Annotated in this window: 21 protein-coding genes and 1 pseudogene; 10 read left to right on the top strand and 12 right to left on the bottom strand. The window is 73.6% G+C overall.

The features are described 5' to 3' along the window. Nucleotides 1-150 precede the first annotated feature (150 nt). The 3 genes from ACIOGZ_RS23500 to ACIOGZ_RS23510 all read right to left on the bottom strand — a co-directional run bounded on the left by ACIOGZ_RS23500 (nt 151) and on the right by ACIOGZ_RS23510 (nt 3,377). Nucleotides 151-1,329 carry an ROK family protein gene (locus ACIOGZ_RS23500; protein ID WP_363586694.1) on the bottom strand — a complete coding sequence of 393 codons (1,179 nt, stop codon included), beginning with the start codon at nt 1,327-1,329 and terminating at the stop codon, nt 151-153. A gap of 189 nt (nt 1,330-1,518) precedes the next feature. Beyond that, entirely contained in the window at nt 1,519-1,737 is a 219-nt protein-coding gene (locus ACIOGZ_RS23505; RefSeq protein WP_400987102.1) for a hypothetical protein, read from the bottom strand. Between the two features lie 20 nt (nt 1,738-1,757). After that, nucleotides 1,758-3,377: a hypothetical protein gene (locus ACIOGZ_RS23510; RefSeq protein ID WP_400987104.1), complete on the bottom strand. Its 1,620-nt coding sequence runs from the start codon at nt 3,375-3,377 to the stop codon at nt 1,758-1,760. 431 nt (nt 3,378-3,808) lie between these two features. Between ACIOGZ_RS23510 and paaK the strand changes: the two genes are divergently transcribed. The 5 genes from paaK (at nt 3,809) to ACIOGZ_RS23535 (ending at nt 8,452) form a co-directional block, all read left to right on the top strand. Further along, nucleotides 3,809-5,065: a phenylacetate--CoA ligase PaaK gene (gene paaK / locus ACIOGZ_RS23515; RefSeq protein WP_363586719.1), complete on the top strand. Its 1,257-nt coding sequence runs from the start codon at nt 3,809-3,811 to the stop codon at nt 5,063-5,065. Nucleotides 5,066-5,364: 299 nt separating this feature from the next. Then, on the top strand, nt 5,365-6,390 hold the full coding sequence (locus ACIOGZ_RS23520) for a substrate-binding domain-containing protein (RefSeq protein WP_400987106.1): 1,026 nt from the start codon (nt 5,365-5,367) through the stop codon (nt 6,388-6,390). A 45-nt stretch (nt 6,391-6,435) separates the two neighbouring features. Then, the gene (locus ACIOGZ_RS23525) at nt 6,436-7,152 is read left to right on the top strand and encodes a class I SAM-dependent methyltransferase (RefSeq protein ID WP_400987108.1); all 717 of its coding nucleotides are present in this window, start codon (nt 6,436-6,438) and stop codon (nt 7,150-7,152) included. Between the two features lie 66 nt (nt 7,153-7,218). Beyond that, nucleotides 7,219-7,686 (top strand): GNAT family N-acetyltransferase, encoded by a 468-nt coding sequence (locus ACIOGZ_RS23530; protein WP_363631093.1) that lies wholly within the window; start codon nt 7,219-7,221, stop codon nt 7,684-7,686. A gap of 127 nt (nt 7,687-7,813) precedes the next feature. Continuing rightward, nucleotides 7,814-8,452 carry a hypothetical protein gene (locus ACIOGZ_RS23535; RefSeq protein ID WP_363586700.1) on the top strand — a complete coding sequence of 213 codons (639 nt, stop codon included), beginning with the start codon at nt 7,814-7,816 and terminating at the stop codon, nt 8,450-8,452. 78 nt (nt 8,453-8,530) lie between these two features. On the opposite strand, the gene ACIOGZ_RS23540 is transcribed toward ACIOGZ_RS23535, so the two are convergent. From ACIOGZ_RS23540 to ACIOGZ_RS23550, 3 genes and pseudogenes are all read right to left on the bottom strand, one after another. Further along, nucleotides 8,531-9,967, bottom strand: a complete 1,437-nt coding sequence (locus tag ACIOGZ_RS23540; RefSeq protein WP_400987110.1) for an aminopeptidase P family protein — start codon at nt 9,965-9,967, stop codon at nt 8,531-8,533. Between the two features lie 192 nt (nt 9,968-10,159). Next, complete coding sequence (locus ACIOGZ_RS23545; RefSeq protein WP_363586720.1) at nt 10,160-10,372, bottom strand: DUF397 domain-containing protein; 213 nt, start codon at nt 10,370-10,372, stop codon at nt 10,160-10,162. A 36-nt stretch (nt 10,373-10,408) separates the two neighbouring features. After that, a pseudogene (locus ACIOGZ_RS23550) lies at nt 10,409-10,582 on the bottom strand (Scr1 family TA system antitoxin-like transcriptional regulator); the annotation flags it as partial. A 187-nt stretch (nt 10,583-10,769) separates the two neighbouring features. Here ACIOGZ_RS23550 and ACIOGZ_RS23555 point away from each other — a divergent pair. Beyond that, nucleotides 10,770-10,997: a hypothetical protein gene (locus ACIOGZ_RS23555; protein WP_363586702.1), complete on the top strand. Its 228-nt coding sequence runs from the start codon at nt 10,770-10,772 to the stop codon at nt 10,995-10,997. 220 nt (nt 10,998-11,217) lie between these two features. On the opposite strand, the gene ACIOGZ_RS23560 is transcribed toward ACIOGZ_RS23555, so the two are convergent. Genes ACIOGZ_RS23560 through bioB form a run of 4 tightly spaced genes read right to left on the bottom strand, consistent with a single transcriptional unit; the run spans nt 11,218 to nt 15,033 of the window. After that, nucleotides 11,218-11,664, bottom strand: a complete 447-nt coding sequence (locus tag ACIOGZ_RS23560) for a hypothetical protein (RefSeq protein WP_363586703.1) — start codon at nt 11,662-11,664, stop codon at nt 11,218-11,220. A gap of 54 nt (nt 11,665-11,718) precedes the next feature. After that, the gene (gene bioD / locus ACIOGZ_RS23565) at nt 11,719-12,477 is read right to left on the bottom strand and encodes a dethiobiotin synthase (protein WP_363586704.1); all 759 of its coding nucleotides are present in this window, start codon (nt 12,475-12,477) and stop codon (nt 11,719-11,721) included. Further along, nucleotides 12,474-13,778: an adenosylmethionine--8-amino-7-oxononanoate transaminase gene (locus ACIOGZ_RS23570; RefSeq protein WP_400987113.1), complete on the bottom strand. Its 1,305-nt coding sequence runs from the start codon at nt 13,776-13,778 to the stop codon at nt 12,474-12,476. The genes bioD and ACIOGZ_RS23570 overlap by 4 nt, the downstream gene beginning before the upstream one ends. A gap of 22 nt (nt 13,779-13,800) precedes the next feature. Beyond that, nucleotides 13,801-15,033: a biotin synthase BioB gene (bioB, locus tag ACIOGZ_RS23575; RefSeq protein WP_400987115.1), complete on the bottom strand. Its 1,233-nt coding sequence runs from the start codon at nt 15,031-15,033 to the stop codon at nt 13,801-13,803. Between the two features lie 306 nt (nt 15,034-15,339). On the opposite strand from bioB, the gene ACIOGZ_RS23580 reads away from it, so the two are divergent. After that, nucleotides 15,340-16,191, top strand: a complete 852-nt coding sequence (locus ACIOGZ_RS23580; RefSeq protein WP_400987117.1) for a hypothetical protein — start codon at nt 15,340-15,342, stop codon at nt 16,189-16,191. 61 nt (nt 16,192-16,252) lie between these two features. Here ACIOGZ_RS23580 and ACIOGZ_RS23585 read toward each other — a convergent pair whose 3' ends face one another. Continuing rightward, on the bottom strand, nt 16,253-18,745 hold the full coding sequence (locus ACIOGZ_RS23585) for a DEAD/DEAH box helicase (protein WP_400987233.1): 2,493 nt from the start codon (nt 18,743-18,745) through the stop codon (nt 16,253-16,255). Nucleotides 18,746-18,916: 171 nt separating this feature from the next. On the opposite strand from ACIOGZ_RS23585, the gene ACIOGZ_RS23590 reads away from it, so the two are divergent. Together ACIOGZ_RS23590 and ACIOGZ_RS23595 are read left to right on the top strand one after the other, a co-directional pair. After that, the gene (locus ACIOGZ_RS23590; RefSeq protein WP_363586709.1) at nt 18,917-20,116 is read left to right on the top strand and encodes an 8-amino-7-oxononanoate synthase; all 1,200 of its coding nucleotides are present in this window, start codon (nt 18,917-18,919) and stop codon (nt 20,114-20,116) included. A gap of 83 nt (nt 20,117-20,199) precedes the next feature. Then, nucleotides 20,200-20,721 carry a hypothetical protein gene (locus ACIOGZ_RS23595; RefSeq protein ID WP_400987119.1) on the top strand — a complete coding sequence of 174 codons (522 nt, stop codon included), beginning with the start codon at nt 20,200-20,202 and terminating at the stop codon, nt 20,719-20,721. A gap of 26 nt (nt 20,722-20,747) precedes the next feature. Here ACIOGZ_RS23595 and ligD read toward each other — a convergent pair whose 3' ends face one another. After that, nucleotides 20,748-21,755, bottom strand: a complete 1,008-nt coding sequence (gene ligD / locus ACIOGZ_RS23600; RefSeq protein WP_363631113.1) for a non-homologous end-joining DNA ligase — start codon at nt 21,753-21,755, stop codon at nt 20,748-20,750. Nucleotides 21,756-21,867: 112 nt separating this feature from the next. Here ligD and ACIOGZ_RS23605 point away from each other — a divergent pair, with 112 nt between their 5' ends. After that, nucleotides 21,868-22,929, top strand: coding sequence for an ATP-dependent DNA ligase (locus ACIOGZ_RS23605; protein WP_363586712.1), 1,062 nt, complete (start codon nt 21,868-21,870; stop codon nt 22,927-22,929). Nucleotides 22,930-22,983: the final 54 nt, after the last annotated feature.

A 22,983-nucleotide genomic window follows, 5' to 3' on the forward strand; every position in this document is an offset into this window, starting at 1 on the left:
CCGAGGCCCGAACGCCCAACTGGCGTCCGGGCCTCGGCCGTTGTGTGGGCGGAGTGGTCCGGGCGGAGCTGGGTCCGGATCGCTGCCCGGGCGGAGCTGGGTCCGGACCGCCGCCCCGGGTTCAACCCAGGGCGGGGCGGTCCGGGGCCGTCAGGCGCGGCCGTTGCCGGTGGTCGGCGGGTCGACGGCGAACAGCTGGTCCTCGACGTGGTCGAGGGCGACGCGGAGCGCGCCCATCGCCACGACCTCGGAGCCGAGCGCGGCGAGCGCCACCTCGGGCGCGCGGAGGGTGAACTGGGCGAGGCGCTCGCGCAGCGGCTCCAGGACGCCGTCGAGGCCGGCCGCCCAGCCGCCGATCACGACGAGCTGCGGGTCGATGGCGAGGACGAGCGCGGCGACGCCCTGGACCAGGCGGGTGAGGAAGCGGTCCATGGCGACCTTCGCGACCTCGTCGCCCTCCCTGGCGAGCCGCAGGACGCGGGCGACGGCGGCCTCGTCGAGCGGGTTGAGCGGCTTGCCGGTGGTGGAGAGGAGCCGCTCGGGGGTGACCTCCTGGCCGAGCAGGTGGAGGGCGCCGATCTCGCCGGCCGCCCCGCCGTAGCCGCGGTGCAGCCTGCCGTTGATGAGGGAGCCGGCGCCGGGGCTGAGGCCTGCCATGACGAAGACGACGTCACCGGCGCCGACCGCCGCGCCCTGCCAGTGTTCGGCGATGGCGGCGAGGTTGGCGTCGTTCTCGATCAGGACGGGGCAGCGGAAGGAGCGCCGAAGCCGGGCGCCGAGGTCGAGGCCGGTCCAGCCGGGCATGGCGGTGCCGAGTTGGATGGTGCCGTCGCGGTCGACGATGCCGGGGGTGCCGATGCCGACGGCCCAGAGGTTGTCGCGGGAGATGCCGGCCTTGCGCAGGACCTCGGCGACGGCGGTGCGGACGGCGGCGAGCCGGTCCTCGGCGTCCAGGGTCTCGTCGACCGGCTTGAAGTGACTGCCCACCACCTCGCCGGTGAGGTCGGCGAGGATGACGTGGATGTCGTGCACGCCGACCTCGATGCCGAGGATGTGTCCGGCCTCGGCGCGGAAGCGGAACCAGCGGGCCGGTCGGCCGCGCCGGCCGGTGCCGGGCTGGCCGTCCTCCTTGGGCTGGTCGACCTCGGCGACCAGCCCGGTTTCGACCAGACCCTCGATGACGCCCTCGACGGTCGGGCGGGAGAGCCCGGTCTCGCCGACGAGCTGGGTGAGGGTCACGGAGTGGCCGGTCCGCAGCGCCCGAAGCGTGACCGCCGCGTTGATCCGCCGCAGCAGCGAGGAGTCTCCTCCGGTGAGCCGATCCGCCAATGCGATGCCCTTCGCCGTTCGCGCGACTGCCCTGGCGCGCGGTGTCGAGTGCGCGGTGCCCACCGAATGGCCCGCGGGGGTGTGCCACCCCCGGAACGCGGCACGGCGGCGCGGGGCCGCCTGCGCCAGGGCCGGAGGACAAGCGGAGCCTACCCGGGGGTGGGCCCGCTGGGCGAGAATCCTTGCAGCTCATCCCGGCTTCGGTATCGAAATGGTACGCATCGGGTGGTGGTGCACGACCCGGGCTTCACGGCCCGGCCACGGCCCGGCCACGGGCCGCCCGCCGCCGGGCCGCCGGGACCGTACCGACCAGCGGGAACGGGCGGAGAACAGCGAGCCGAGGCTCAGCCGGGAGCCGGCCGACAGGGCGCTGAGCACGGAGCCGGCCGCCACGGGGGAGTCGGGCATGGCCCGATGGTAGCGGCGGCTCAGGGCATCCGCGCCGCGAACAGCCGCTGCCCGAGCAGTCCCATCGGGTGCCCGTCCTCGGGCAGCGCGAGGACGGTCGGGCAGCCGGCGGAGGTGAGGGCGGCCCGCCAGCGCTCGGCGGGGAGCGCCGGGAAGGCGGGGAAGCCGGGGGCAGCGGCGGACACCGGGAAGGTGGGAGCGGCAGGGTGGACAGGGGAGGCGGGGAAGGCCGGGGGGTCGGTGCGGGCCTCGGCGTCCCCCGTGATCAGCAGGTCGAGCTGTTCGCCGGTGGGCGCGAGCAGCAGCAGGTGCCCACCGGGCGCGAGCAGGTCGACCAGCTCCGGGACGACGGTGTCCGGGTGGCCGGTCACGGTGGCGACGACGAGGTCGTAGCGGCCGCCGTCGGGCAGCTGGTGGTGGTCGGCGCCGGGGCGGGGCCGGGTGGCGAGGGCCCGGGCGACGGTGGAGTCGGCGTCGTCCTGGCCGAGTTCGAGGATGCGCAGCGGCTGCGGCCCGGCGTGGGTCTCGGCGATGCCGCGGACCAGCGCGCCGAGGGCGGCGCCGAGGTAGCCGCGGGCGGCCGTCCAGCGGATCGGGGCGGCGGCCGGGCGGGGGGCCTCCTCGCCGGTGATCAGCCGGGGCAGCCGTAGTGCGCCGCGCCGGATCCGGTCCAGGGCGGAGACCGGGCCGAGTCCGTCGTTCCAGGCCTCGACGGCGGGCCGCCAGGCCTCCCGGACCTCGGCCGCGGTGAGCTCGGGTTGGCCGTAGTGGACGTCGCCGTGCCGGGTGATCAGGCCGTGCCGGGTGAGGGCGTCGAGCCAGCGGCCGACCCGGGGCCGCTGGGCGGGGGTGACGAGGGCGGCGGCGACGATCTCGGCCTCGGTGTGTCCGCGCCCGGGGTCGGTGAGGACGCCGCTCTGCTGGAGGGTCAGCAGCAGCGCGGACAGTACGGCGTGGTCGAGGTGGGTGCCGAAGGCCTGGACCTGTTCGGCGGTGACGCCTATGGCGTGCTTCCAGGCGATGGCGTCGGCGGCGTCGGCGGCGGTGCGCAGTCGCCGGTCGGCGGCTTCGGCGTGGCTGTGCGGGGCGCGGACGTGGGCGAGGACGGCGCCGAGCGCGTCGACGGCGGTGTACACGTCGTCCTGTCGGGGTTCGGGGCCGACGTGCAGGACGAGCCGCAGGGCGCCGAGGTCGTGGTCGGCCAGGTCGGGGCGGCGGCTGAGGCGCCACAGCAGGGTGGAGGGCAGGCTGAGGTGGGTGGCGGCGCTGGCGGCGAGGTCGACGAGCTGCCGCTCGGGGTCCTGCCGGGGGTCGCCGCAGTGGACGGTGCCGCCGGCGAGCAGGGTGGCGAGGGCGAGTTCGACGGCGAGGTCGGTGGCGGGGTGGAGCACGGTGTGCCGGATGGGCGGCGGGCCGAGGACGCCCGCCCAGTGCCGCAGCCGCTGTTCGGCGGTGCGGGCGGCGGAGGGCGGCAGCGCGGCGTGGGCGGCGACGCGCTGGGCGAGGGCCCGGGGCAGGCCGCCCGGCGGGGAGACGCCGAGCAGCAGGCCGATGCCGCTGATCGCGCGCCCGTCGGCGACGACGGCGGGTCGGTCGCCGAGTTCGCGCAGCGCGTTGACCAGGGCTGGAGTCGTGGGCACGGTGATCACTCCGGGGTGCGGGGGAGAAGCCGCACTACTGAACCACGCGGTCGGGCCGGGTGATGCCGTGCACGGGTCAAACTTCTGTAATGATTTTCATATCGGACAGCCAAGGTGGGTGTCCGATCTCCACCCGAAGTGGTCGGAACTTCACATTCCGGATCCGGTGTGCGACCCCTTGACAGTCGGTGCGGGCGCTGGGTTACTTGGCGTGGGGGTCGTCCTGACCGAACGATCGGTCGGTGCGCCCGTCCTGGCCGACCTGCGGAGGAGCGACGATGACCGGCAGCGCACCCGCCCCGCGCCCGTACGGCGATGAGCCCGCCTACGGCGAAGCGCCCGTTTACGGTGAAGCGCCCGCCTGCGGCGAAGTGCCCGCCCGGCGCCTGGGTGAGCCGATCCCGCCCGCGCTGCTGGACGCCGGCGAGCGGATGGGCGTTGACGAGCTGCGCGCCCACCAGCTCACCCGTCTCCGGGCCACCCTGCGCCACGCGTACGACAACGTCGAGCTGTACCGCCGCAAGTTCGACGCGGCCGGCGTCGGCCCCGAGGACTGTCGCACCCTGGCCGACCTCGCCCGCTTCCCCTTCACCACCAAGGCCGACCTGCGCGAGGGCTACCCGTTCGGCATGTTCGCCGTCCCGATGGAGCGGGTCCGCCGGCTCCACGCCTCCAGCGGCACCACCGGGCGCCCGACCGTCGTCGGCTACACCGAGCACGACCTCTCGATGTGGGCCGACGTGGTCGCCCGGTCGATCCGCGCGGCCGGCGGCAGGCCCGGGCACAAGGTGCACATCGCGTACGGCTACGGGCTGTTCACCGGCGGCCTGGGCGCGCACTACGGCGCCGAGCGGGCCGGTTGCACCGTCATCCCGGCCTCCGGCGGCATGACTGCCCGGCAGGTGCAGCTGATCCAGGACTTCCGTCCCGAGATCATCATGGTCACCCCCTCCTACCTGCTCACCCTGCTCGACGAGTTCGAGAAGCAGGGCGTCGACCCGCGCAGCACCTCGCTGCGCATCGGCATCTTCGGTGCCGAGCCGTGGACGGAGGAGATGCGGCGCGAGATCGAGGACCGGCTCGACCTGCACGCCGTCGACATCTACGGCCTCTCCGAGGTGGTCGGCCCCGGCGTCGCGCAGGAGTGCGTGGAGACCAAGGACGGGCTGCACATCTGGGAGGACCACTTCTACCCGGAGATCGTGGACCCGTTCACCGACCAGGTGCTGCCCGACGGTGCGAGCGGCGAACTGGTCTTCACCTCGCTCACCAAGGAGGCGCTGCCGGTCATCCGCTACCGCACCCGCGACCTCAGCCGGCTGCTGCCCGGCACCGCGCGCCCGGCCTTCCGACGGATGGAGAAGGTCACCGGGCGCAGCGACGACATGATCATCCTGCGCGGGGTGAACGTCTTCCCGACCCAGATCGAGGAGGTCCTGCTGCGGACCCCGGGCGTCGCGCCGCACTTCCAGCTGCGGCTCACCCGGCAGGGGCGGCTGGACCGCATGACCGTCCGGGTCGAGGCGCGGCCGGACGCCCCGGCCGAGCAGCGGGCGGCGGCGAGGGAGGCGATCGTCCGGGGGGTGAAGGACGGGGTGGGCGTCACGGTCGCGGTCGAGGTGGTGGAGCCGTACGCGCTGGAGCGTTCGGTCGGGAAGATCCGGCGGGTGGTCGACGAACGGGGGTGAGGCCGACGGGGGGCCCGCAGCCCTGGGGCCTGCCGGAGGCGTAGGGCTGTCCGGGGGGATGCCCTACGCCTCCGGCGTCTATCGCCGTCCCGCCGTCCCGCCGTCCCGCCGTCCCCCGGCCGCTGCCTGCCGTCCCGCCAGCCTCCGCCTCGCGGGCGCCTTTTGACGGACGCCTTTTGACGGACACCCGCCGACGGAAGCTTGAGACCCATTCGGCGCACCGGGATCGTGGTCGCGGCCGAAGGTTCCCAGACTCGAACGAAAGAGGGGTGGACCCAACCAATCGGAAAGGCATCCTCATGAGCATCGGGCTGCGCCGCGTCCTCGCGGTGACCGCAGCGATTTCCCTCGGCCTGGGCGCGGCGTCCTGCGACAGCGCGTTGCAGTCGTCCAGCGGCGGCTCCGGCGGCGGCCCGGCGCCCCTCCCAGCTGCGGCCGGGAGGGGCGCCGGGCGGATAGCCCTGCTGCTGCCGGAGGCCACGACGACCCGCTACGAGCAGTTCGACCGGCCGCTGATCGAGAAGAAGATCAAGGAGCTGGCGCCGGACGCGCAGATCGACTACTACAACGCCGGCCAGGACACCGCCGTCCAGCAGACCCAGATCGACGCCGCCGTGAAGAAGGGCGCCAAGGTGCTGATCCTGGACGCGGTGGACGCCAAGTCGATCCAGGCGTCGATCCAGAAGGCGCACGACGCGGGCGTCAAGGTGGTCGCCTACGACCGCCTCGCCCAGGGGCCGGTCGACGCCTACGTGTCCTTCGACAACCGCAAGGTCGTCGAACTGCGGGGCCAGGCCGCGGCGGCGGTGGACGGCACGGCGGACGGCGGCGAGACGATCACGACCAACGGCTCGCCCACCGATCCCAACGCGGCCGATCCCAACACGGCTGACCCGAACGCGGCTGACCCGAACGCGGCTGACCCGAACGCTGCCGCACCCAGCGCGGTCGACTCCAGCGCGTCCGGTTCCGAGGTGTCGGGCCGGAGTGTCCCGCTGACCGGCCAGGACTTCCAACTCGACGGCGTGCAAAGGATCCTGGCGGGCGCCCAGGCCATGTCGGTCTACAAGCCCTTCAAGTCGGAGGCCGACGTGGCCGCGCAACTGGCCGTCGACCTGGCCTACGGCCAGGAAATCGGCGGTGCCCTCGTGCCGACCACGGTGACCAGCGGCAGCAGCGACAAGGTGCCGGCCGGCCTGATCGCCCCGGTCGCGCTCACCAAGGACAACATCAAGGCCACCGTGGTCGCCGACGGCCTCTTCACCGTCGCCCAGATCTGCACGCCGGACTACGCCGCCGCCTGTTCCGCGGCCGGCCTCCAGTAGCTGCGGCGGGCGTGAGCACCCCCGCGCGGGCCCTATGCTGCGGAGATGCCGAGTGAGCTGCGCACTCTCAAGCCGGAGACCGATCAGCCGGATCCCCACCAGTCGGAGGCCGATCAGTCGGAGGCCGACCTCGCCTTCATCCGGCGCGAGACCGAGCTGAAGCCCGTCCCGTTCGTCCCCGAGGTCGGCCTGCACATGGCCGAGGACGCGATCACCCTGTGGGAGACCACCGAGCGGGCACGGGGGGAGGTCGGACTGCCGCCGCCGTTCTGGGCGTTCGCCTGGGCGGGCGGGGTGGCCGTCGCCCGCCACGTGCTGGACCACCCCGAGCTGGTGGCCGGGCGGGCGGTGCTCGACGTGGCCGCCGGGGGCGGGGTGGTCAGCGTCGCGGCCGCGCTGAGCGGCGCCGCGTCCGTGCGTGCCGCCGAGATCGACGCCTACGCGGTGGCCGCCATCGGCCTCAACGCCGAGGCCAACGGCGTGCGCGTGGAGGCCGCGCTGGTGGACCTGGTGGACGGCGACGGCGCCCCGGCCGACGTGGTGCTCGCCGGCGACGTCTTCTACGAACGGGCCATGGCCGCCCGCTTCCTGCCCTTCCTGGAACGGGCCGCCGCGCGCGGCGCCACCGTCATCGTCGGCGACCCCGGCCGGGCCTACCTGCCCCGGGAGCGGTTCACCGCGCTCGCCGCCTACCAGGTGCCGGTCGTCGCCGACCTGGAGGACACCGCCGTCAAGACCACCACGGTGTGGCGGCTGGGCTGACGGCCCGTCCGTCCAGGCTGCGGAATTCCCGGCCGTCGGGCGGAACCGCCTGCTAGACAGGCCGCCATGACCGAAGAGATCGCCCCGCGCACCGCTGCCCCCGACGGGATCGCCCTGCGCACCGCCACCCCCGACGAGATTCCCGCCCTGCTCGCCCTCTGGGCCCGGGCGGCGAAGGGCGCCAGCATCACGGACGACGCCCCGGGCGTGGCCGCGCTGCTCGCCCGGGATCCGGAGTGCCTGATCGTCGCCACCCCGGCGGGCGACCCGGCCGCCGTCCTCGGCACCGTGATCGCCGGCTGGGACGGCTGGCGCTGTCACCTCTACCGGCTCGCCGTCGACCCCGACCACCGCCGCCGGGGCATCGGCGCCGCCCTGCTCGCCGCCGCCGAGGAGCGCTTCGCCGCGCTCGGCGGCCGACGCGCGGACGCCATGGTGCTGGACGACAACGCCCTCGGCCACCGCACCTGGGCGTCCGCCGGTTACCGCCCCGAACCGCAGTGGAGCCGCTGGGCCAAGCCGCTGACCGCCTGATCCCGCCCCCGTCCGTGGACGCCGTCCAGCGGGTGGGGACGGCGCTGGGGAAGCTGAAGTAGCCGCAGCCCGCCGGGACGTGCCCCGGCGGCGGGAGGGCGCGCGACGGCCGGATACCGTGGGACGTATGCGAATGCCGAGGCGGTGGTTCCGTCGGCCGGACCACGGCGAGGAGGCCTTCCAGGACGGGCTCCAGAGGTCGCTGGAGCGGTTCCACGGCGACCTGCTGAACTACCCCGCCGACGGGCCCTGGGACGAAGTCGCCTACTGGGACCCGCTGTCGGCCGTCCGGCTCTCCGGCGGCGGGGTCGGTGACGGGCGCTGGGAGGACCGGAGCCGGCTGGGCGTGCCCGGACCGTTCTACGCCGGTATGACGGACACCGGCCTCAACGGGCCGTTCTACCTGCCCGCGCACGTCCTCTCCGGCGAGGAGCACTGCGAGTTCGTCTACCGCCAGCCTGGCGGACTCCGGGAGTTGGCGGCCCTCGTCGGGGTCGCCCAGATGGAGCCGATCGGCGGCTTCAACTGCGACGGCGACGACTACTGGACGCCGGAGACCGTCCGGGCGTGGTGGCACGGGCGGGACGCCGTCCGGGAGTGGATCGCCGCCGAACTGGCCGACACCGACGGGCGCAACGACCCCGAGGCGTTGCGCGGGTACGCGGCGTACCTGGACGACGGGCTGGAGGACTACCTGCGGGGCTACGTCTTCTGGTTGACCGAGGGGCGCGAGCCGGGGCTCGACGAACCGCTGCCGACACTCTGACGCCTCACGCTCTGCACGCGGCACTGCGACGTGCGGCACCCGGGCGTTCCCGGGTGCCGCAGCTGTCGTTCCGGGGGCTCAGCCTCGCAGTTCGGCGAGCCAGGCCTCGACCTCGGTGGAGGTGCGGGGGAGGCCGGCCGAGAGGTTCTCGTTGCCGTCCTCGGTGACCAGGATGTCGTCCTCGATCCGGACGCCGGTGCCGCGGTACTCCTCGGGCACCGTCAGGTCGTTCTGCTGGAAGTAGATGCCCGGCTCGACGGTGAGCACCATGCCCGGCTTCAGCGGGCCGTCGACGTGCTCCTCGGTGCGCGAGTGGGCGCAGTCGTGGACGTCGAGGCCGAGCATGTGGCCGGTGCCGGCCAGGGTGAAGCGGCGGTGCAGGCCCAGCTCGTACACCTTGTCGGCGGTGAGGTCGCCGAACAGGCCCCAGGAGGTGAGGTGTTCGGCGAGCTCGCGCTGGGCGGCGTGGTGGAAGTCGCGGAAGTCGGCGCCGGGCTTCACCGCGGCGATGCCGGCTTCCTGTGCTGCGAACACCGCGTCGTAGACCTTGCGTTGCAGGTCGGTGAAGCGGCCGCTGACCGGGAGGGTGCGGGTGACGTCGGCGGTGTACAGGCGGTTGGTCTCCACGCCGGCGTCGAGCAGCAGGAGGTCGCCGGGCTTGGCGTGGCCGTTGTTGCGCACCCAGTGCAGGGTGGTGGCGTGCGGGCCGGCCGCGGCGATGGTGCCGTAGCCGATGTCGTTGCCCTCGATCCGGGCCCGGACGAAGAAGGTGCCCTCGATCAGCCGCTCGGGGGTCTCGGTGTCGGTGCCGAGGATGCGCACCACGTCCTCGAAGCCGCGGGCGGTGGCCTCGCAGGCGAAGCGCAGCTCGGCGATCTCGAACTCGTCCTTGACCAGGCGCTGGCCGGACAGGAAGACCTCGAACTCCGCGTCCTGCTCGGCGACGGCCCGGCCCTGGAGGGACTGCTCCACGCCCGCGTCGTGGCGGCGCAGCACGCGCACCGGGCCGGTGGCCGCGCGCAGATCGGCGTGGACGGTGCGGACGTCCCGGCAGGGCAGGCCGAGCAGGCGCTCGCTCTCGGTCAGGCTGTTGCGGCGGCCGTCCCACAGCTCGCCGTGGTTGTCCAGCCAGAATTCGCCGTTGTCGGTCCGGGAGCGGTCGCGCAGGTAGACGGCGGCCCGGTGGCCGGCGTCGCCGGTCGGTTCCAGGACCAGCACGGCGTCCTGGGACTGGTCGCCGGTCAGGTAGACGTAGTCGGAGGACGGGCGGAACGGGTAGTCGGTGTCGTTGGCCCGCACCTTCGGGTTGCCGGACGGGATCACCAGCAGCTCGCCGGGGAAGGCCGCGGACAGCTCGGCGCGGCGGCGGGCGGTGTGCGCAGCCTGCGGGATCGGCTCCAGGGCGAGGCGCTCGGTGTCGGCCCAGCCCTGCTTCATGTTCTCGGCGAGCTCGTCCGTGACGCCGCGGGTGAGGCCGTTCTTGCGGTACTTGATGGTCTCGGCGGGTTCGGTCACAGCAGACTCTCCAGGTGAGGGTGGTGGATGCAAGGTGCTTCGCTACGCTGACCTGCCCGGTACGTAACAAGCGTTATGTACGGTATATCGAGCAGAGTTCGAAGAGAAGGGGTAGACGCCTCGCGGAACCGGCCGGCCCGGCGGCCGGGCCTTCCACCTGCGCAACGACAACGCCACCCGGCGGCCTGGATCTCAGACGGTGCCGAAGTCGCCGGACTTGACTCCGGTGACGAAGGACCGCCAGGCGTCGGCGCCGAAGGCGAGCTGAGGGCCCTCGGGGTCCTTGCTGTCGCGGACGGGGAGGATGCCGGGGAGTCCGGGTGCGACCTCGACGCATTCGCCGCCACCGTTGCTATACGAGGACTTCAGCCAGGAGGTGGGCTTGACCGTCGCGATGGGGAACATGGCGTGGAACTCCTTGAGACGGGCGTGGATGAGGGCCAACGAGTCCTCGCATGAGAGGGCTTGGGCCTGGAGCCAATGGTAAGTCCTTGCGAGGGAACGGATCTTGTTCTCGTCCTCGCGCTCGACGTAGCCCCGTTGGATGGTTTCGAGGTAGGCCATCCACTTCTCGTCCGGGCGGGTCAGCAGCGTGAACGGCGTGGTCGCCGGGAGGGCTTCGCCCGTCCGAGCCCTACCGGCCGGCCGTTGTCGGCGAGCGGGTCTACGACGTCCGCTCCGGGTGCTGGGCCGTCTTCATGGGGTGGCAGCACGGGCTGGCCTTCCTCCGGCCCGTCGGAGGTGGCGTGGAGTGGGACACCGAAGCGCGTTGGATCACGAACAGCGAAGAGTGCGATGCCCCATGAGCAGCATGATCGACAAGGTCACGGCCGAGGACCGTCGCGCCGCGGCCGACATCCTCGACGACCTCCAGGCCGTCCTGAGCGCCGCCGAGGTCAAACTGCCCTCCCTCGGCATCGACTGGCGCTCGGCCAAAGCCACCGGAGTCATCCTGATCGACCTCGGAGCCGCCCGGCCGGACGTCATCGAGCGGCTGGTCGTCGTCCTCCGCAGGGGAATGCGACCGTAATCGCCTCCGGCGCCATCGCCATCGGGAGCTTCGCGCTCGCGGGTGTGGTTTTCCTCGCGATTCCTGAGCGTGTTCCCACGGAGGCGAGTGCCTTGGTGTTCGTCCTTATCCTCTTCGCCTCCTCGACGGGGGGATTCGCGCTCGCCGCAGGGTGGATGAGGGTGCAGACATGACGGCGCGGGCTTCGAGAGGTCTCGAAGCCCGCGCCGAGGTTCCGGTGTCAGGCGCCGTTGAGGGCGTAGGTGCGGAAGGTGGCCAGCAGGGGGAGGACCTCGGTCTGGCTCGGGTCCTCGGTCACGGCGCGCATGGAGTCGATCACCGCGCGGGCGATGGCCTTGGTCACCGCCAGGTCGTCCGGGGGCGCGAGGGCGCCCCAGGTCTTCAGGGCCTGGGTGAGCAGGGCGCTCATCCGGGCGCCGATGTTGGAGCTCACCGCGTCGGAGAGTTCGGCGATCTCCTCGTCGCTCATGGTGGATCGCAGGCCGAAGGCCAGGGCCATCAGGGTGTCCATCGCGTGCTCGCCGTACGCGGCGACCAGCGCCGGGAGCGACCGCTCGTCCGCACCGCCCGCGGCGAGGGCGGACAGCGCCTCGTCGTCGTCCTTCCACGCAGCCTCCAGGGCGGCCAGGGCCCGAAGAGACTCGTCTACCGTCATCCCGTCTGTCATGGGAGGAACGGTATTGAGCCCGTAGCGTCCGAACCCAGGGTTCGGGCGCCGGAATCACCCCTTCGAGCGAAGCGGAGCCTGTTCGGGCCGATGGGTGTGCGCGAAGTGCTTCGCGTCCCAGCTGCCGCCCAGCTCCGGGGCCAGCGAGGCGAGCGCGAGGGCGGCGAAGTCCGCGGCGGCTGCGGCGCGTTCCGGCAGGGCGCCGAGCAGCGGGGCGCCGGCCGAGCGCGGCAGGTCGGCGAGGTTGCACCGTTCGGCGAGCCCGGGGGAGGAGGGCCAGGAGCCGACGACCACGCCCGCGAGGGGGAGTTGACGCGAAGTCAGGGCCTCCGCCGAGAGCGCGACGATGTTCAGCGTGCCCAGCCCGGCGGAGGCGACGAGCAGGACCTCGGCCGGCAGCCCGGCGTCCAGGACGGCCCGGGCCTGGTCGGCGAGGGTGCGGCCCTCGTCGTCGTAGCGGACGAGCAGCCCGCCCGCGCCCTCGACCAGGACCAGGTCGTGCGCGGCGGCCAGTTCGGCGACGGCGGTGGCTACCTCGGCGGGGGAGAGGAAGGGCATCCCGGCCCGCCGGGCGGCGGTGTCGGGCGCCAGCGGCTCCGGGTAGCGGACGAGTTCACGAATCGTCAGATCGCCTGCCAGGCGCCGGACTTCGGCCGCGTCCCCGGGCTCGCCCGGCGCGACGCCGGTCTGCCCGGGCTTGAGCACGGCGACCTTCTGCCCGCCGCGCAGCGCCGTCGAGGCGAGGGCTGCGGTGGCGACGGTCTTGCCGACGTCCGTGTTGGTGCCCGTCACGAACAGGATGCGGGCGCTCATCCGGCCACCGCCGCAGCGGTCACGGCGGCGGCGATGCGTGCCACGTCCTCGTCCTCCGTCACGTAGGGGGGCATGGTGTAGATCAGGTCCCGGAAGGGCCGCAGCCAGACGCCGGCCCGGGCGGCCGCCTCGGTGGCCGCCGGGACGTTCACCGGGTGGTCCAACTGGACGACGCCGATGGCGCCCTGGACCCGGACGTCCCGGACGCCCGGGAGGTCGGCGGCGGTCGCGAGCCCGTCGGCCAGTCCGGCCTCGATGCGCTTGACCCCGACCGTCCAGTCCTGGCTCAGCAGCAGCTCCAGCGAGGCGTTGGCGGCCGCGCAGGCCAGCGGGTTGCCCATGAAGGTCGGGCCGTGCGCGAGCACCGGCATCTCGCCGCGGCTGATGCCGTCGGCGATCTCGCCGGTGCACAGCGCGGCGGCGAGGGTCAGGTAGCCGCCGGTGAGCGCCTTGCCCAGGCACATCACGTCCGGCGAGACGCCCGCGTGGTCGGCGGCGAACAGCGCGCCGCTGCGGCCGAATCCGGTGGCGATCTCGTCGAAGACGAGCAGCACCCCGTACCGGTCGCAGAGTTCGCGCAGCATCCGCAGGTAGGCGGGGGAGTGGAACTGCATCCCGCCGGCGCCCTGCACCACCGGTTCGACGATGACGGCGGCCAGCTCGTCGGCGTGCCGGGCCATCAACTCCTCGAACTCGGCCGCGTACCCGGCGTCGAGCGGGGCGTCGAACCCGGCCGGCGGCTGCGGGGCGAACAGCTGCCCGGGCAGCACCCCGCCCCACAGGTGGTGCATGCCGCCGTCCGGATCGCAGACGGACATCGGGTGGAAGGTGTCGCCGTGGTACCCGCCGCGCCAGGTCAGCAGCCGGCGCTTGGCCGGGCGGCCGGTGGACTGCCAGTACTGGAGGCACATCTTCATCGCGACCTCGACGGCCACCGAGCCCGAGTCGGCGAGGAAGACGTGTTGTAGCGGTTCGGGCGTGATCTCGACCAGTGTCGCAGCCAGTCGGACGGCGGGCTCGTGGGTGAGCCCGCCGAACATGACGTGGCTCATCCGCCCCAGCTGCTCGCGCACGGCCTCGTCCAGCACCGGGTGCCGGTAGCCGTGGATGGCCGCCCACCAGGACGACATCCCGTCGACGAGCTCGCGCCGCCCGTCCGCGACGGGCTCGGCGAGGCGCAGCCGGACCCCCGAGGCGGATTCGACCACGTACGGGGTGGCGGTGCCGGGCATCGGCCCGTACGGGTGCCAGACGTGGGCGCGGTCGAGGGTGAGCAGCGTGTCCGCGGACAGCTGGGGCATGATGCGTCAGTCTCCAGAACTATCAGGCATTGGGCGCGAGTTCGGTGCCGGCGCCGCGCAGCCGGACCTTGACGAGGTCGCTGCGCAGCTCCCCGTCCGAGGCGTCGGCGTCCTCCGCGGCCGACGCAGCGGTGTCCTCCGAGGCCGGGGCGTGCGCGTGCCCGCCGCACGGGCCGCAGCCGCCGCCGCTGCCGCAGGCCGACGCGGCGGTGCCGCAAGCCGACGCGGCGGAGGAGGCCGCCGCGACGTCCGCGCGGTGGCGGGGCAGGGTGGCCTCGCCGGCGCCCTCGACCTCGAACCCGGCGTCCTTGATCATGTCGAGGTCGGTCTGCCCGGCCTGGCCCTCGCTGGTCAGGTAGTCGCCGAGGAAGATCGAGTTGGCGAGGTGCAGGCCGAGCGGCTGCATCGAGCGCAGGTGCACCTCGCGGCCGCCGGCGATCCGCACCTCGGTGTCCGGGTTGACGAAGCGGACCATCGCCAGGATGCGCAGGCAGCGCTGCGGGGTGAGGTTCCACTCCTTGGCGAGCGGCGTGCCCTCGAACGGGATCAGGAAGTTGACCGGGACGGAGTCCGAGCCGAGCTCGCGCAGCGCGAACACCACGTCGACCAGGTCCTCGTCGCTCTCGCCCATGCCGGCGATCAGGCCGGAGCAGGCGGACAGGCCCGCGCCGTGCGCCTTCTTCACGGTGTCCACCCGGTCCGCGTAGGTGTGGGTGGTGGTGATGTCGCCGTAGGTCTTCTCGGAGGTGTTGAGGTTGTGGTTGTAGGCGTCGGCGCCGGCCGCCTTCAGCCGCTCCGCCTGGTTGTCGGAGAGCAGGCCGAGGCAGACGCAGATCTCGACCTCGGGGTCGGCCTCCTGGATGGCGGCCATGGTGTCGGTGACCCGGTCGATGTCACGGTCCGTCGGGCCGCGGCCGCTGGCGACCAGGCACACGCGCTTGGCGCCGCCGGCCACCCCGGCCCGGGCCGCCTCGGCGGCCTGGTCGGGCTTGAGCCAGGTGTACTTGAGGATCTCGGCCTTGGAGCCCAGCCGCTGCGAGCAGTAGTTGCAGTCCTCCGGGCAGAGCCCGCTCTTGAGGTTCACCAGGTAGTTGAGCTTCACGCGCCGGCCGAACCACCTCCGGCGGACCTTGCCGGCCGCGGCGACGACGTCCAGCAGCTCGTCGTCGGTGGTGGCGAGGACGGCCAGCGCCTCCTCGCGGGTCGGGACTTCGCCGCGCAGGCCCTTGGCGGTGAGGGTATCGAGCAGATCCATGGGGCCGATCCTGCCTGGTGGCGCTTGAATGGCGCCAGAGGAAACCCGCCAGAAGATCGGCGGAAGGATGTGCCACTTGCCACAGTGTCGAAGCTCACGGTGTCGCCGCTGGTCACGAGCTTGACGCCGGTACGAATCGGAGGTTACCGGCCGGTAGGCGGTGGTCGCGGCGAAGGGCCGGGGAGGCCGGCGCAGGGCGGTCGCCGGTACGCGTGCCGGACGGTCGCGGACGCCCGCGCGCGGCGGTGACCGGCAACCGCCCACCCAGTGATCCACGCCACCCGACGGTTGCTTAGAATCTGCGCCATGACCACGCAGGGGGAGCGCACCCCGACTCCGGGAGAGGGCCAGAACGGCCAGGCAGTGCGGCGGACCGGCGGGGCCCCCGCCGGCGCGGGCACGGACCTGATCGGTAGTCGGGGCGGCGGCAGGGGCAGGCGGTTGACGGCCCGCCGGGCGGTGGGCTGGGTCGTCGTGGTGGGAGTGGTGGCCGCCGGCGGATGGATCATCACCCGCCCGATGCCCGGCGACTACATACCCGGGCTCGGCCCGTCCACCAAGGATGCGGCCAGGACGCCCCCGGTGGTCGGCACCCCGCCGCCGCACACCGACTCCGAGGGCCTCAATGCCGACAGCCTCTTCCCCGCCCAGCGGCCGGTCGAGGCCGCCGGGTACAAGGCCCGGCGTGGCGCCATCCGGCAGGGCGAGAACTGCGCCGAGGTCCTGCAGGACCGCACCCAGGAGCTGTTCCGGGACAGCGGCTGCCATGCCTACCTGATCGTCAGCTTCTCCGGCGTCGACCGCCCGGTGCTCAGCAGCGTCACCGTCCTGCGCTTCGGCGACCAGGCCGCCGCCACCCGGGCCGCCGACACCCTGCGCGGCAAGCCCGGCGCACTCGCCTTCATCCTTCCGGACGCCAACACCGCCCCCGCGCCGTCGTCCGGCGCGCCCAAGTCGGCCGAGCCGCGGGTCGAGGCGGTCGGGCACTACGTGACGGTGACCGGCTCCCGGCTCAGCGAGGCCCGCACGCCCGGCCCCGGCGCCCCGTCCACCCCGGCCGCGACATCGTCGGGCCCGGCGCCCAGCGCCGAGCAGACCCTGGAGGAGGCGACCCGCGCGCTCTCCTACGCGGCGGGCGCGCCGTTCGTCTGGATGTGACGCCTCGCCGGCCCCCCCCGCTCCGGGGGCCGGCGACTTCGAAGCCGGGGTTGACGGTCCGTCAGCCGCCCAGTCGGTCCACCGCGGTGACCCGCAGCACCGCCCGGCCCTCCTCGTCCGAGCCGTACAGGTCGACCTCGGCGCTGATGCCCCAGTCGTGGTCGCCCTCCGGGTCGTCGAAGATCTGCCGGACCTTCCAGGCGGAGTCCTCCTCCTCGATGATCAGCATCTTGGGGCCGCGCGCGTTCGGGCCGGTGCCGAGGTCGTCGTACTCCTCCCAGTACCCGTCCATGGCGTCCGCCCAGCGGTCCGCGTCCCAGCCGTACGAGCCGTCCAGCTCGGCGAGCTCCTCGTAGTGCTCCAGCGCGCACAGCTCGACCCGGCGGAACAACTCGTTGCGCACCAGCACCCGGAACGCCCGCGCGTTCGCCGTCACCGGCGCCGGCTTGTCGTCCAGCGTCACCTCGGGGGCCTGCGGGTCCGTCGGGTTGGCCAGCTGCTCCCACTCGTCCAGCAGGCTGGAGTCGACCTGGCGGACCAGCTCGCCGAGCCAGGCGATGACGTCCTTCAGGTCGTCGGTCTTCACGTCCTCGGGGACGGTCTGCTCCAGCGCCTTGTACGCGCTCGCCAGGTAGCGCAGCACGATGCCCTCGGTGCGCGCCAGCTCGTAGAAGCCGACGTAGTCCGAGAAGGTCATCGCCCGCTCGTACAGGTCGCGGACCACCGACTTCGGCCTCAGCTCGTGGTCGCCGATCCACGGGTGCGCCCGGCGGTACACCTCGTACGCGTGGGTGAGCAGTTCCTCCAGCGGCTTCGGGTAGGTGATCTCCTGGAGCCGCTCCATCCGCTCCTCGTACTCGATCCCGTCGCGCTTCATCTCGCCGATGGCCTCGCCGCGCGCCTTGTTCTGCTGCGCGGCGAGGATCTGGCGCGGGTCGTCGAGGGTCGCCTCGACCACCGAGATCACGTCCAGCGCGTACGAGGGCGAGGTCGGGTCGAGGAGCTCGAAGGAGGCCAGGGCGAAGGTGGAGAGCGGCTGGTTGAGCGCGAAGTTCTCCTGGAGGTCGAGCGTCAGGCGCACGATCCGGCCCTCGGCGTCCGGCTCCGGCAACCGCTCGACCACGCCGCCCTGCAGCAGGGAGCGGTAGATCGCGATCGCGGTGCGGATGTGCCGGCGCTGCGCCGCGCGGTCCTCGTGGTTGTCGGTGAGGAGCTTGCGCATCGCCTCGAAGGCGTTGCCGGGGCGGCCGATCACCGACAGCAGCATCGCGTGGCTCACCTTGAAGCGGGAGACCAGCGGCTCCGGGTCGGCGCCGATCAGCTTGTCGAAGGTCTCCTCGGTCCAGCCGACGAAGCCCTCCGGCGCCTTCTTGCGCACCACCTTGCGCTTCTTCTTCGGGTCGTCCCCGGCCTTGGCGATCGCCTTGTCGTTCTCGATCACGTGCTCGGGCGCCTGCGCCACCACCTGTCCGACGGTGTCGAACCCGGCCCGGCCGGCCCGCCCGGCGATCTGGTGGAACTCGCGGGCGCGCAGGATCCGCACCCGGTTGCCGTCGTACTTGGACAGCGCCGTGAACAGCACCGTACGGATCGGCACGTTCACCCCGACGCCCAGCGTGTCCGTCCCGCAGATCACCTTCAACAGGCCCGCCTGGGCCAGGCGTTCGACCAGCCGGCGGTACTTCGGCAGCATGCCCGCGTGGTGCACGCCGATGCCGTGGCGCACGAAACGGGACAGGTTGCGGCCGAACTTGGTGGTGAAGCGGAAGCCGCCGATCAGGTCGGCGATGGCGTCCTTCTCCGCCTTCGAGCACATGTTGATGCTCATCAGCGACTGCGCCCGGTCCACCGCCTCCTTCTGCGTGAAGTGCACCACGTAGACCGGCGCCTGGCCGGTCTGCAGCAGCTCCTCCAGGGTGTCGTGCATCGTGGTGCGGCGGTACTCGTAGAACAGCGGCACCGGGCGGGTCGTGTTGCGCACCACCGTCGTCGGGCGGCCCGTCCGGCGGGTCAGGTCCTCCTCGAAGCGGCGCACGTCGCCGAGCGTCGCCGACATCAGCAGGAACTGCGCCTGCGGCAGCTCCAGCAGCGGGATCTGCCAGGCCCAGCCGCGGTCCGGCTCCGCGTAGAAGTGGAACTCGTCCATGACCACCTGGCCGACGTCCGCCCGGAGCCCGTCGCGCAGCGCGATCTGCGCCAGCACCTCGGCCGTGCAGCAGATGATCGGCGCGGTCGGGTTCACGCTCGCGTCGCCGGTCATCATGCCGACCTGCTCGGTGCCGAACATCTTGACCAGGTCGAAGAACTTCTCCGACACCAGCGCCTTGATCGGCGCCGTGTAGAACGTCCGCTTCCCCTCCGCCAGCGCCGCGAAGTGCGCGCCCGCCGCCACCAGGCTCTTGCCCGACCCGGTCGGCGTCGCCAGGATGACGTTGTTCCCCGACACCAGCTCGATCAGTGCCTCCTCCTGCGCCGGGTACAGCGTGATCCCGCGCTCCTCCGCCCACGCGGCGAAGGTCTCGTACAGCGCATCGGGCGTGGCGGGCTTCGGCATCAGATCAAGGAGGGTCACCCGGCTATCTTGCCTGCTCGCCGCCACCCCGGGCAAAGCCCGCCCTCCGCCGGCACCCGCCCCGGGACTGTCCGGATCGCTGCACCGGCGGCCGCGAAGCTGTGCGCGGCCGCCCATTGATCGCGGCGGCGGCGCCGTGCCAGAGTGCCGGGCATGGTCCAACCGCTCGCGTCCGCAACGCACACCACCGACCTGGCCCCGGCGGCCGTCTTCGACTGGCTCGACGAGGCCGCCGAGCTGCGGGCCGAGGCCGGGCTGACGCGTCGGCTGCGCAGCCGCGCGGCGCAGGACCCGGTGCTCGACCTGGCCGGGAACGACTACCTGGGGCTGACCAGGCACCCGGCGGTGACGCAGGCGGCCGCCGAGGCGGCGCTGCGCTGGGGCGGGGGGTCGACCGGGTCGCGGCTGGTGACCGGGACGACCGCGCTGCACACCGAACTGGAGGAGGAGCTCGCCGCGTTCTGCGGGGTGGAGGCGGCGCTGGTGTTCTCCTCCGGCTACACCGCCAACCTGGCCGCGCTGACCGCGCTCACCGACCCGGACACGCTGATCGTGTCGGACGCCTACAACCACGCCTCGCTGATCGACGGCTGCCGGCTCGCCCGCGCGGACGTCCACCGGGCCCCGCACAGCGACCCGCAGGCCGTCCGGGAGGCGCTGGAGCGCCGGACGCAGCGGCGGGCGCTGGTGGTCAGCGACTCGGTGTTCTCGGTGGACGGCGACGCCGCCCCGCTGGCCGGGCTGTCCGCCGCCGCCCGGGCGCACGGCGCCGCGCTGCTGGTCGACGACGCGCACGGGCTGGGCGTCCTCGGCCCCGGCGGCGCCGGGGCGCTCGCGGCGGCCGGGCTCGCCGGGCAGCCGGACACCGTCGCCACCGTCACGCTCTCCAAGTCGCTCGGCTCGCAGGGCGGCGCCGTGCTCGGGCCGCGCCGGGTGATCCGCCACCTCACCGAGACCGCCCGCACCTTCATCTTCGACACCGGCCTCGCCCCGGCCGCCGTCGCCGCCGCCCTCGCCGCCCTGCGCCTGCTGCGCGCCGAGCCGCACCGCGCCGACCGCACCCGCGAGGTGGCCCGCGGCCTCGCGGCCCGGCTGACCGCCGCCGGGCTCCGGGCCTGCGAGCCGGACGCGGCCGTGGTGTCGGTGCGCGCCCCGGGCGCGGAGGCCGCCGTCGCCTGGGCCGCCGACTGCCGGCGGGCCGGGCTCGCCGTCGGCTGCTTCCGCCCGCCGTCCGTCCCGGACGGGGTGTCCCGGCTGCGGCTCACCGCGCGCGGGGACCTGACGGACGCGCAGCTCGCGGAGGCGGTCCGGATCATCGCCGAGCTGGCGCCGGAGGGCGCCCGGGTCGGCTGACACCTGGGCCGGGAGGGCCGCCCGCCAGGCCGCCCGTGCAACCGTCCGGCCGTCGGTGGCGTCACCCCAGCGGGGGTGAGCCGATGGGGGTGGCGGTGCGGCGGTGGGGGCCGGTGGCGGCCGGGGTGCTGTTGGTGCTGCTGGCCGGATGGCTGGTGGGCGGGCCGGTGCGGCAGTTCGGGCAGGCGGCCGGGCTGGTGGGGGCGCCCGGGACGTTCCGCGCGGAGCGGTGTCTGATCCCGGCGAACGAGGACGGCCCGCCTCCTTCGGACTGCCGGGGCGTGTTCCGCCCGGACGGCGGCGGCCCGGCGCACGAGCACGCCAGGATGCGGGCGGGCGCGCCGGTCGGCGAGGGCGTCTGGGCGGTGTGCGAGGGCGACGAGTGCCACCTGGTGTCGGACGCCGAGGTGGCGCGGACGGTGATGCTGCTGGCGCTGGCCCTGGCACCGGGTGTGGCGGGCGTGCTGCTGACCGGCGTCGGCCTGCGCGCGCGGCGCGTCGGCCGGGGGCTGCTGCTCTCCGGCGCGGTCGTGGGCGTCCTGCTGTTCACCCTGATGGTGCTGGGCGGCGTCTTCTGGTTCGTGCTGGCCATGACGGGGGTGTGAGCCCGGCGAGATCGGCCGGACAGGGCCTACGTCTTGCGGGCCCGGCTGGGCTGCACCCTGGTCGGCTCGCCGGCCGCCTTGGGGTGGTCGGGCGGGTACGGGAGCTCTCCGAGGCCCTCGTCGCGCAGCTGCTTGTCGTACAGCTCCAGCAGGCCGTCCAGGCGGTACGCCCGATCGTCCATCTCGGCGTTCAGGTCGCCGAGTTCGGCGAAGCGGGCGGGGACGGTGCGCAGGTCGAAGTCCTCGGGGGAGGCGTCGTCGAGCTCCTCCCAGCGCAGCGGGGTCGAGGCGGTGGCGCGCGGGCGGGCGCGCAGGGAGTAGGCGGAGGCGATGGTGCGGTCGCGGGCCATCTGGTTGTAGTCGACGAAGATCCGCTCGCCGCGCTCCTCCTTCCACCAGGCGGTGGTGACCTGCCCGGGCATCCGCTGCTCCAGGACCCGGCCGAGGGCGATCACGGCGTGCCGGCCGTCGGTGAAGGTCCACTCGGGCACCAGCGGGACGTACACGTGCAGGCCGCGCCCGCCGGAGGACTTGGGCCAGCCGCGCAGCCCGTACTCCTCCAGCAGCGCGCGCAGTTCGTGGGCGGCGCGGACGGCGTCGTGGAAGTCGGTGCCGGGCTGCGGGTCGAGGTCGATGCGCAGCTCGTCGACGTGCTCGGTGTCGGAGCGGCGGACCGGCCAGGGGTGGAAGGTGAGGCAGCCCAGGTTGGCGGCCCACAGCACGGCGGCCGGCTCGGTGGGGCAGATCTCGTCGGCGGAGCGGCCGCTGGGGAAACTGATCCGGGCGGTGGGCAGCCAGTCCGGCAGGCCCTTGGGGGCGCGTTTCTGGTAGAAGAACTCGCCGTCCACGCCGTCCGGGAAGCGCTGCAGGGTGGTGGGCCGGTCGCGCAGTCCGCGCAGCACCCCGTCGGCGACGGCCAGGTAGTACTGCGCGACGTCCAGCTTGGTGAAGCCGCGCTCGGGGTAGTACACCTTGTCCGGGTTCGACAGCCGGACGCTGCGCCCGGCGACATCCAGTTCCACGGCTGAGCCCATGCCCCTCACGCTAAGGGCGCCGTGCCCCGCGCGCGTCTTTTCGGCGTGCGCCCTCTTCGCCCTGCGCCCTTTCGTCGCGCGGCTTCCGGCCGTGCGCGCGAGGATCGGAGCCATGGACCTGCCCGTGATGCCGCCGGTGGCGCCGATGCTCGCCAAGTCGGTGGCGAAGATCCCGCCGGGGATGCAGTACGAGGCCAAGTGGGACGGCTTCCGGACGATCGTGTTCCGCGACGGCGACGAGGTGGAGCTCGGCAGTCGCACCGGCAAACCGCTGACCAGGTACTTCCCCGAGCTGGTCGCCGCGCTGCGGCGGGAGCTGCCGCCGCGCTGCGTGCTGGACGGCGAGGTGGTGATCGCCCGGGACGGCCGGCTGCGGTTCGAGGAACTGCTGGAGCGCATCCACCCCGCGGCGAGCCGGGTGCGGCTGCTGGCGGAGCGGACGCCCGCCTCCTTCATCGCCTTCGACCTGCTCGCGCTCGGTGACGTCGCGCTGCTGGACGAGCGGCTGTCGGTGCGCCGCGCGGCCCTGGAGACGGCGCTCGGCGCCGCCCGCGACCCGGTGTTCACCGCCCCCGCCTCCACCGACCGGGACGTGGCGCAGACCTGGTTCGCCGAGTACGAGGGCGCCGGGCTGGACGGCGTGGTGGCCAAGCCGCTGGACCAGCCGTACCGGCCGGGCGAGCGGACCATGTTCAAGATCAAGCACGAGCGCACCGCCGACTGCGTGGTGGCCGGCTACCGCGAGCACAAGAGCGGCCCGGTGGTCGGCTCGCTGCTGCTGGGCATCAACGACGCCGAGGGCCGGCTCCAGCACGTCGGCGTCTGCGCCGCGTTCTCGATGGCCCGCCGCCGCGAACTCGCCGAGGAACTGGCCCCGTTGCGGATGGCCGACCTCTCCCGCCACCCGTGGGGCGGCTGGGCGGACGAGGCGGCGCACGCCGAGGGCCGGCTGCCGGGCGCGGTCAGCCGGTGGACCGGCGGCAAGGACCTCTCCTGGGTCGCGCTGCGCCCCGAGCGGGTGGTCGAGGTCGCCTACGACCACATGGAGGGCACCCGCTTCCGGCACACCGCGCAGTTCCGCCGCTGGCGGCCGGACCGCACGCCGGAGAGCTGCACCTACGCGCAGCTGGAGGAGCCCGTCTCCTACGATCTGGCCCGCGTGCTGGGCAGTTGACGACACCTCGGAGGCCCGGCCCGGTGATCCGGGCCGGGCCTCAAGCGGTCTGGC

This window comes from Kitasatospora sp. NPDC088160, assembly GCF_044741445.1.
Classification (GTDB): Bacteria; Actinomycetota; Actinomycetes; order Streptomycetales; family Streptomycetaceae; genus Kitasatospora.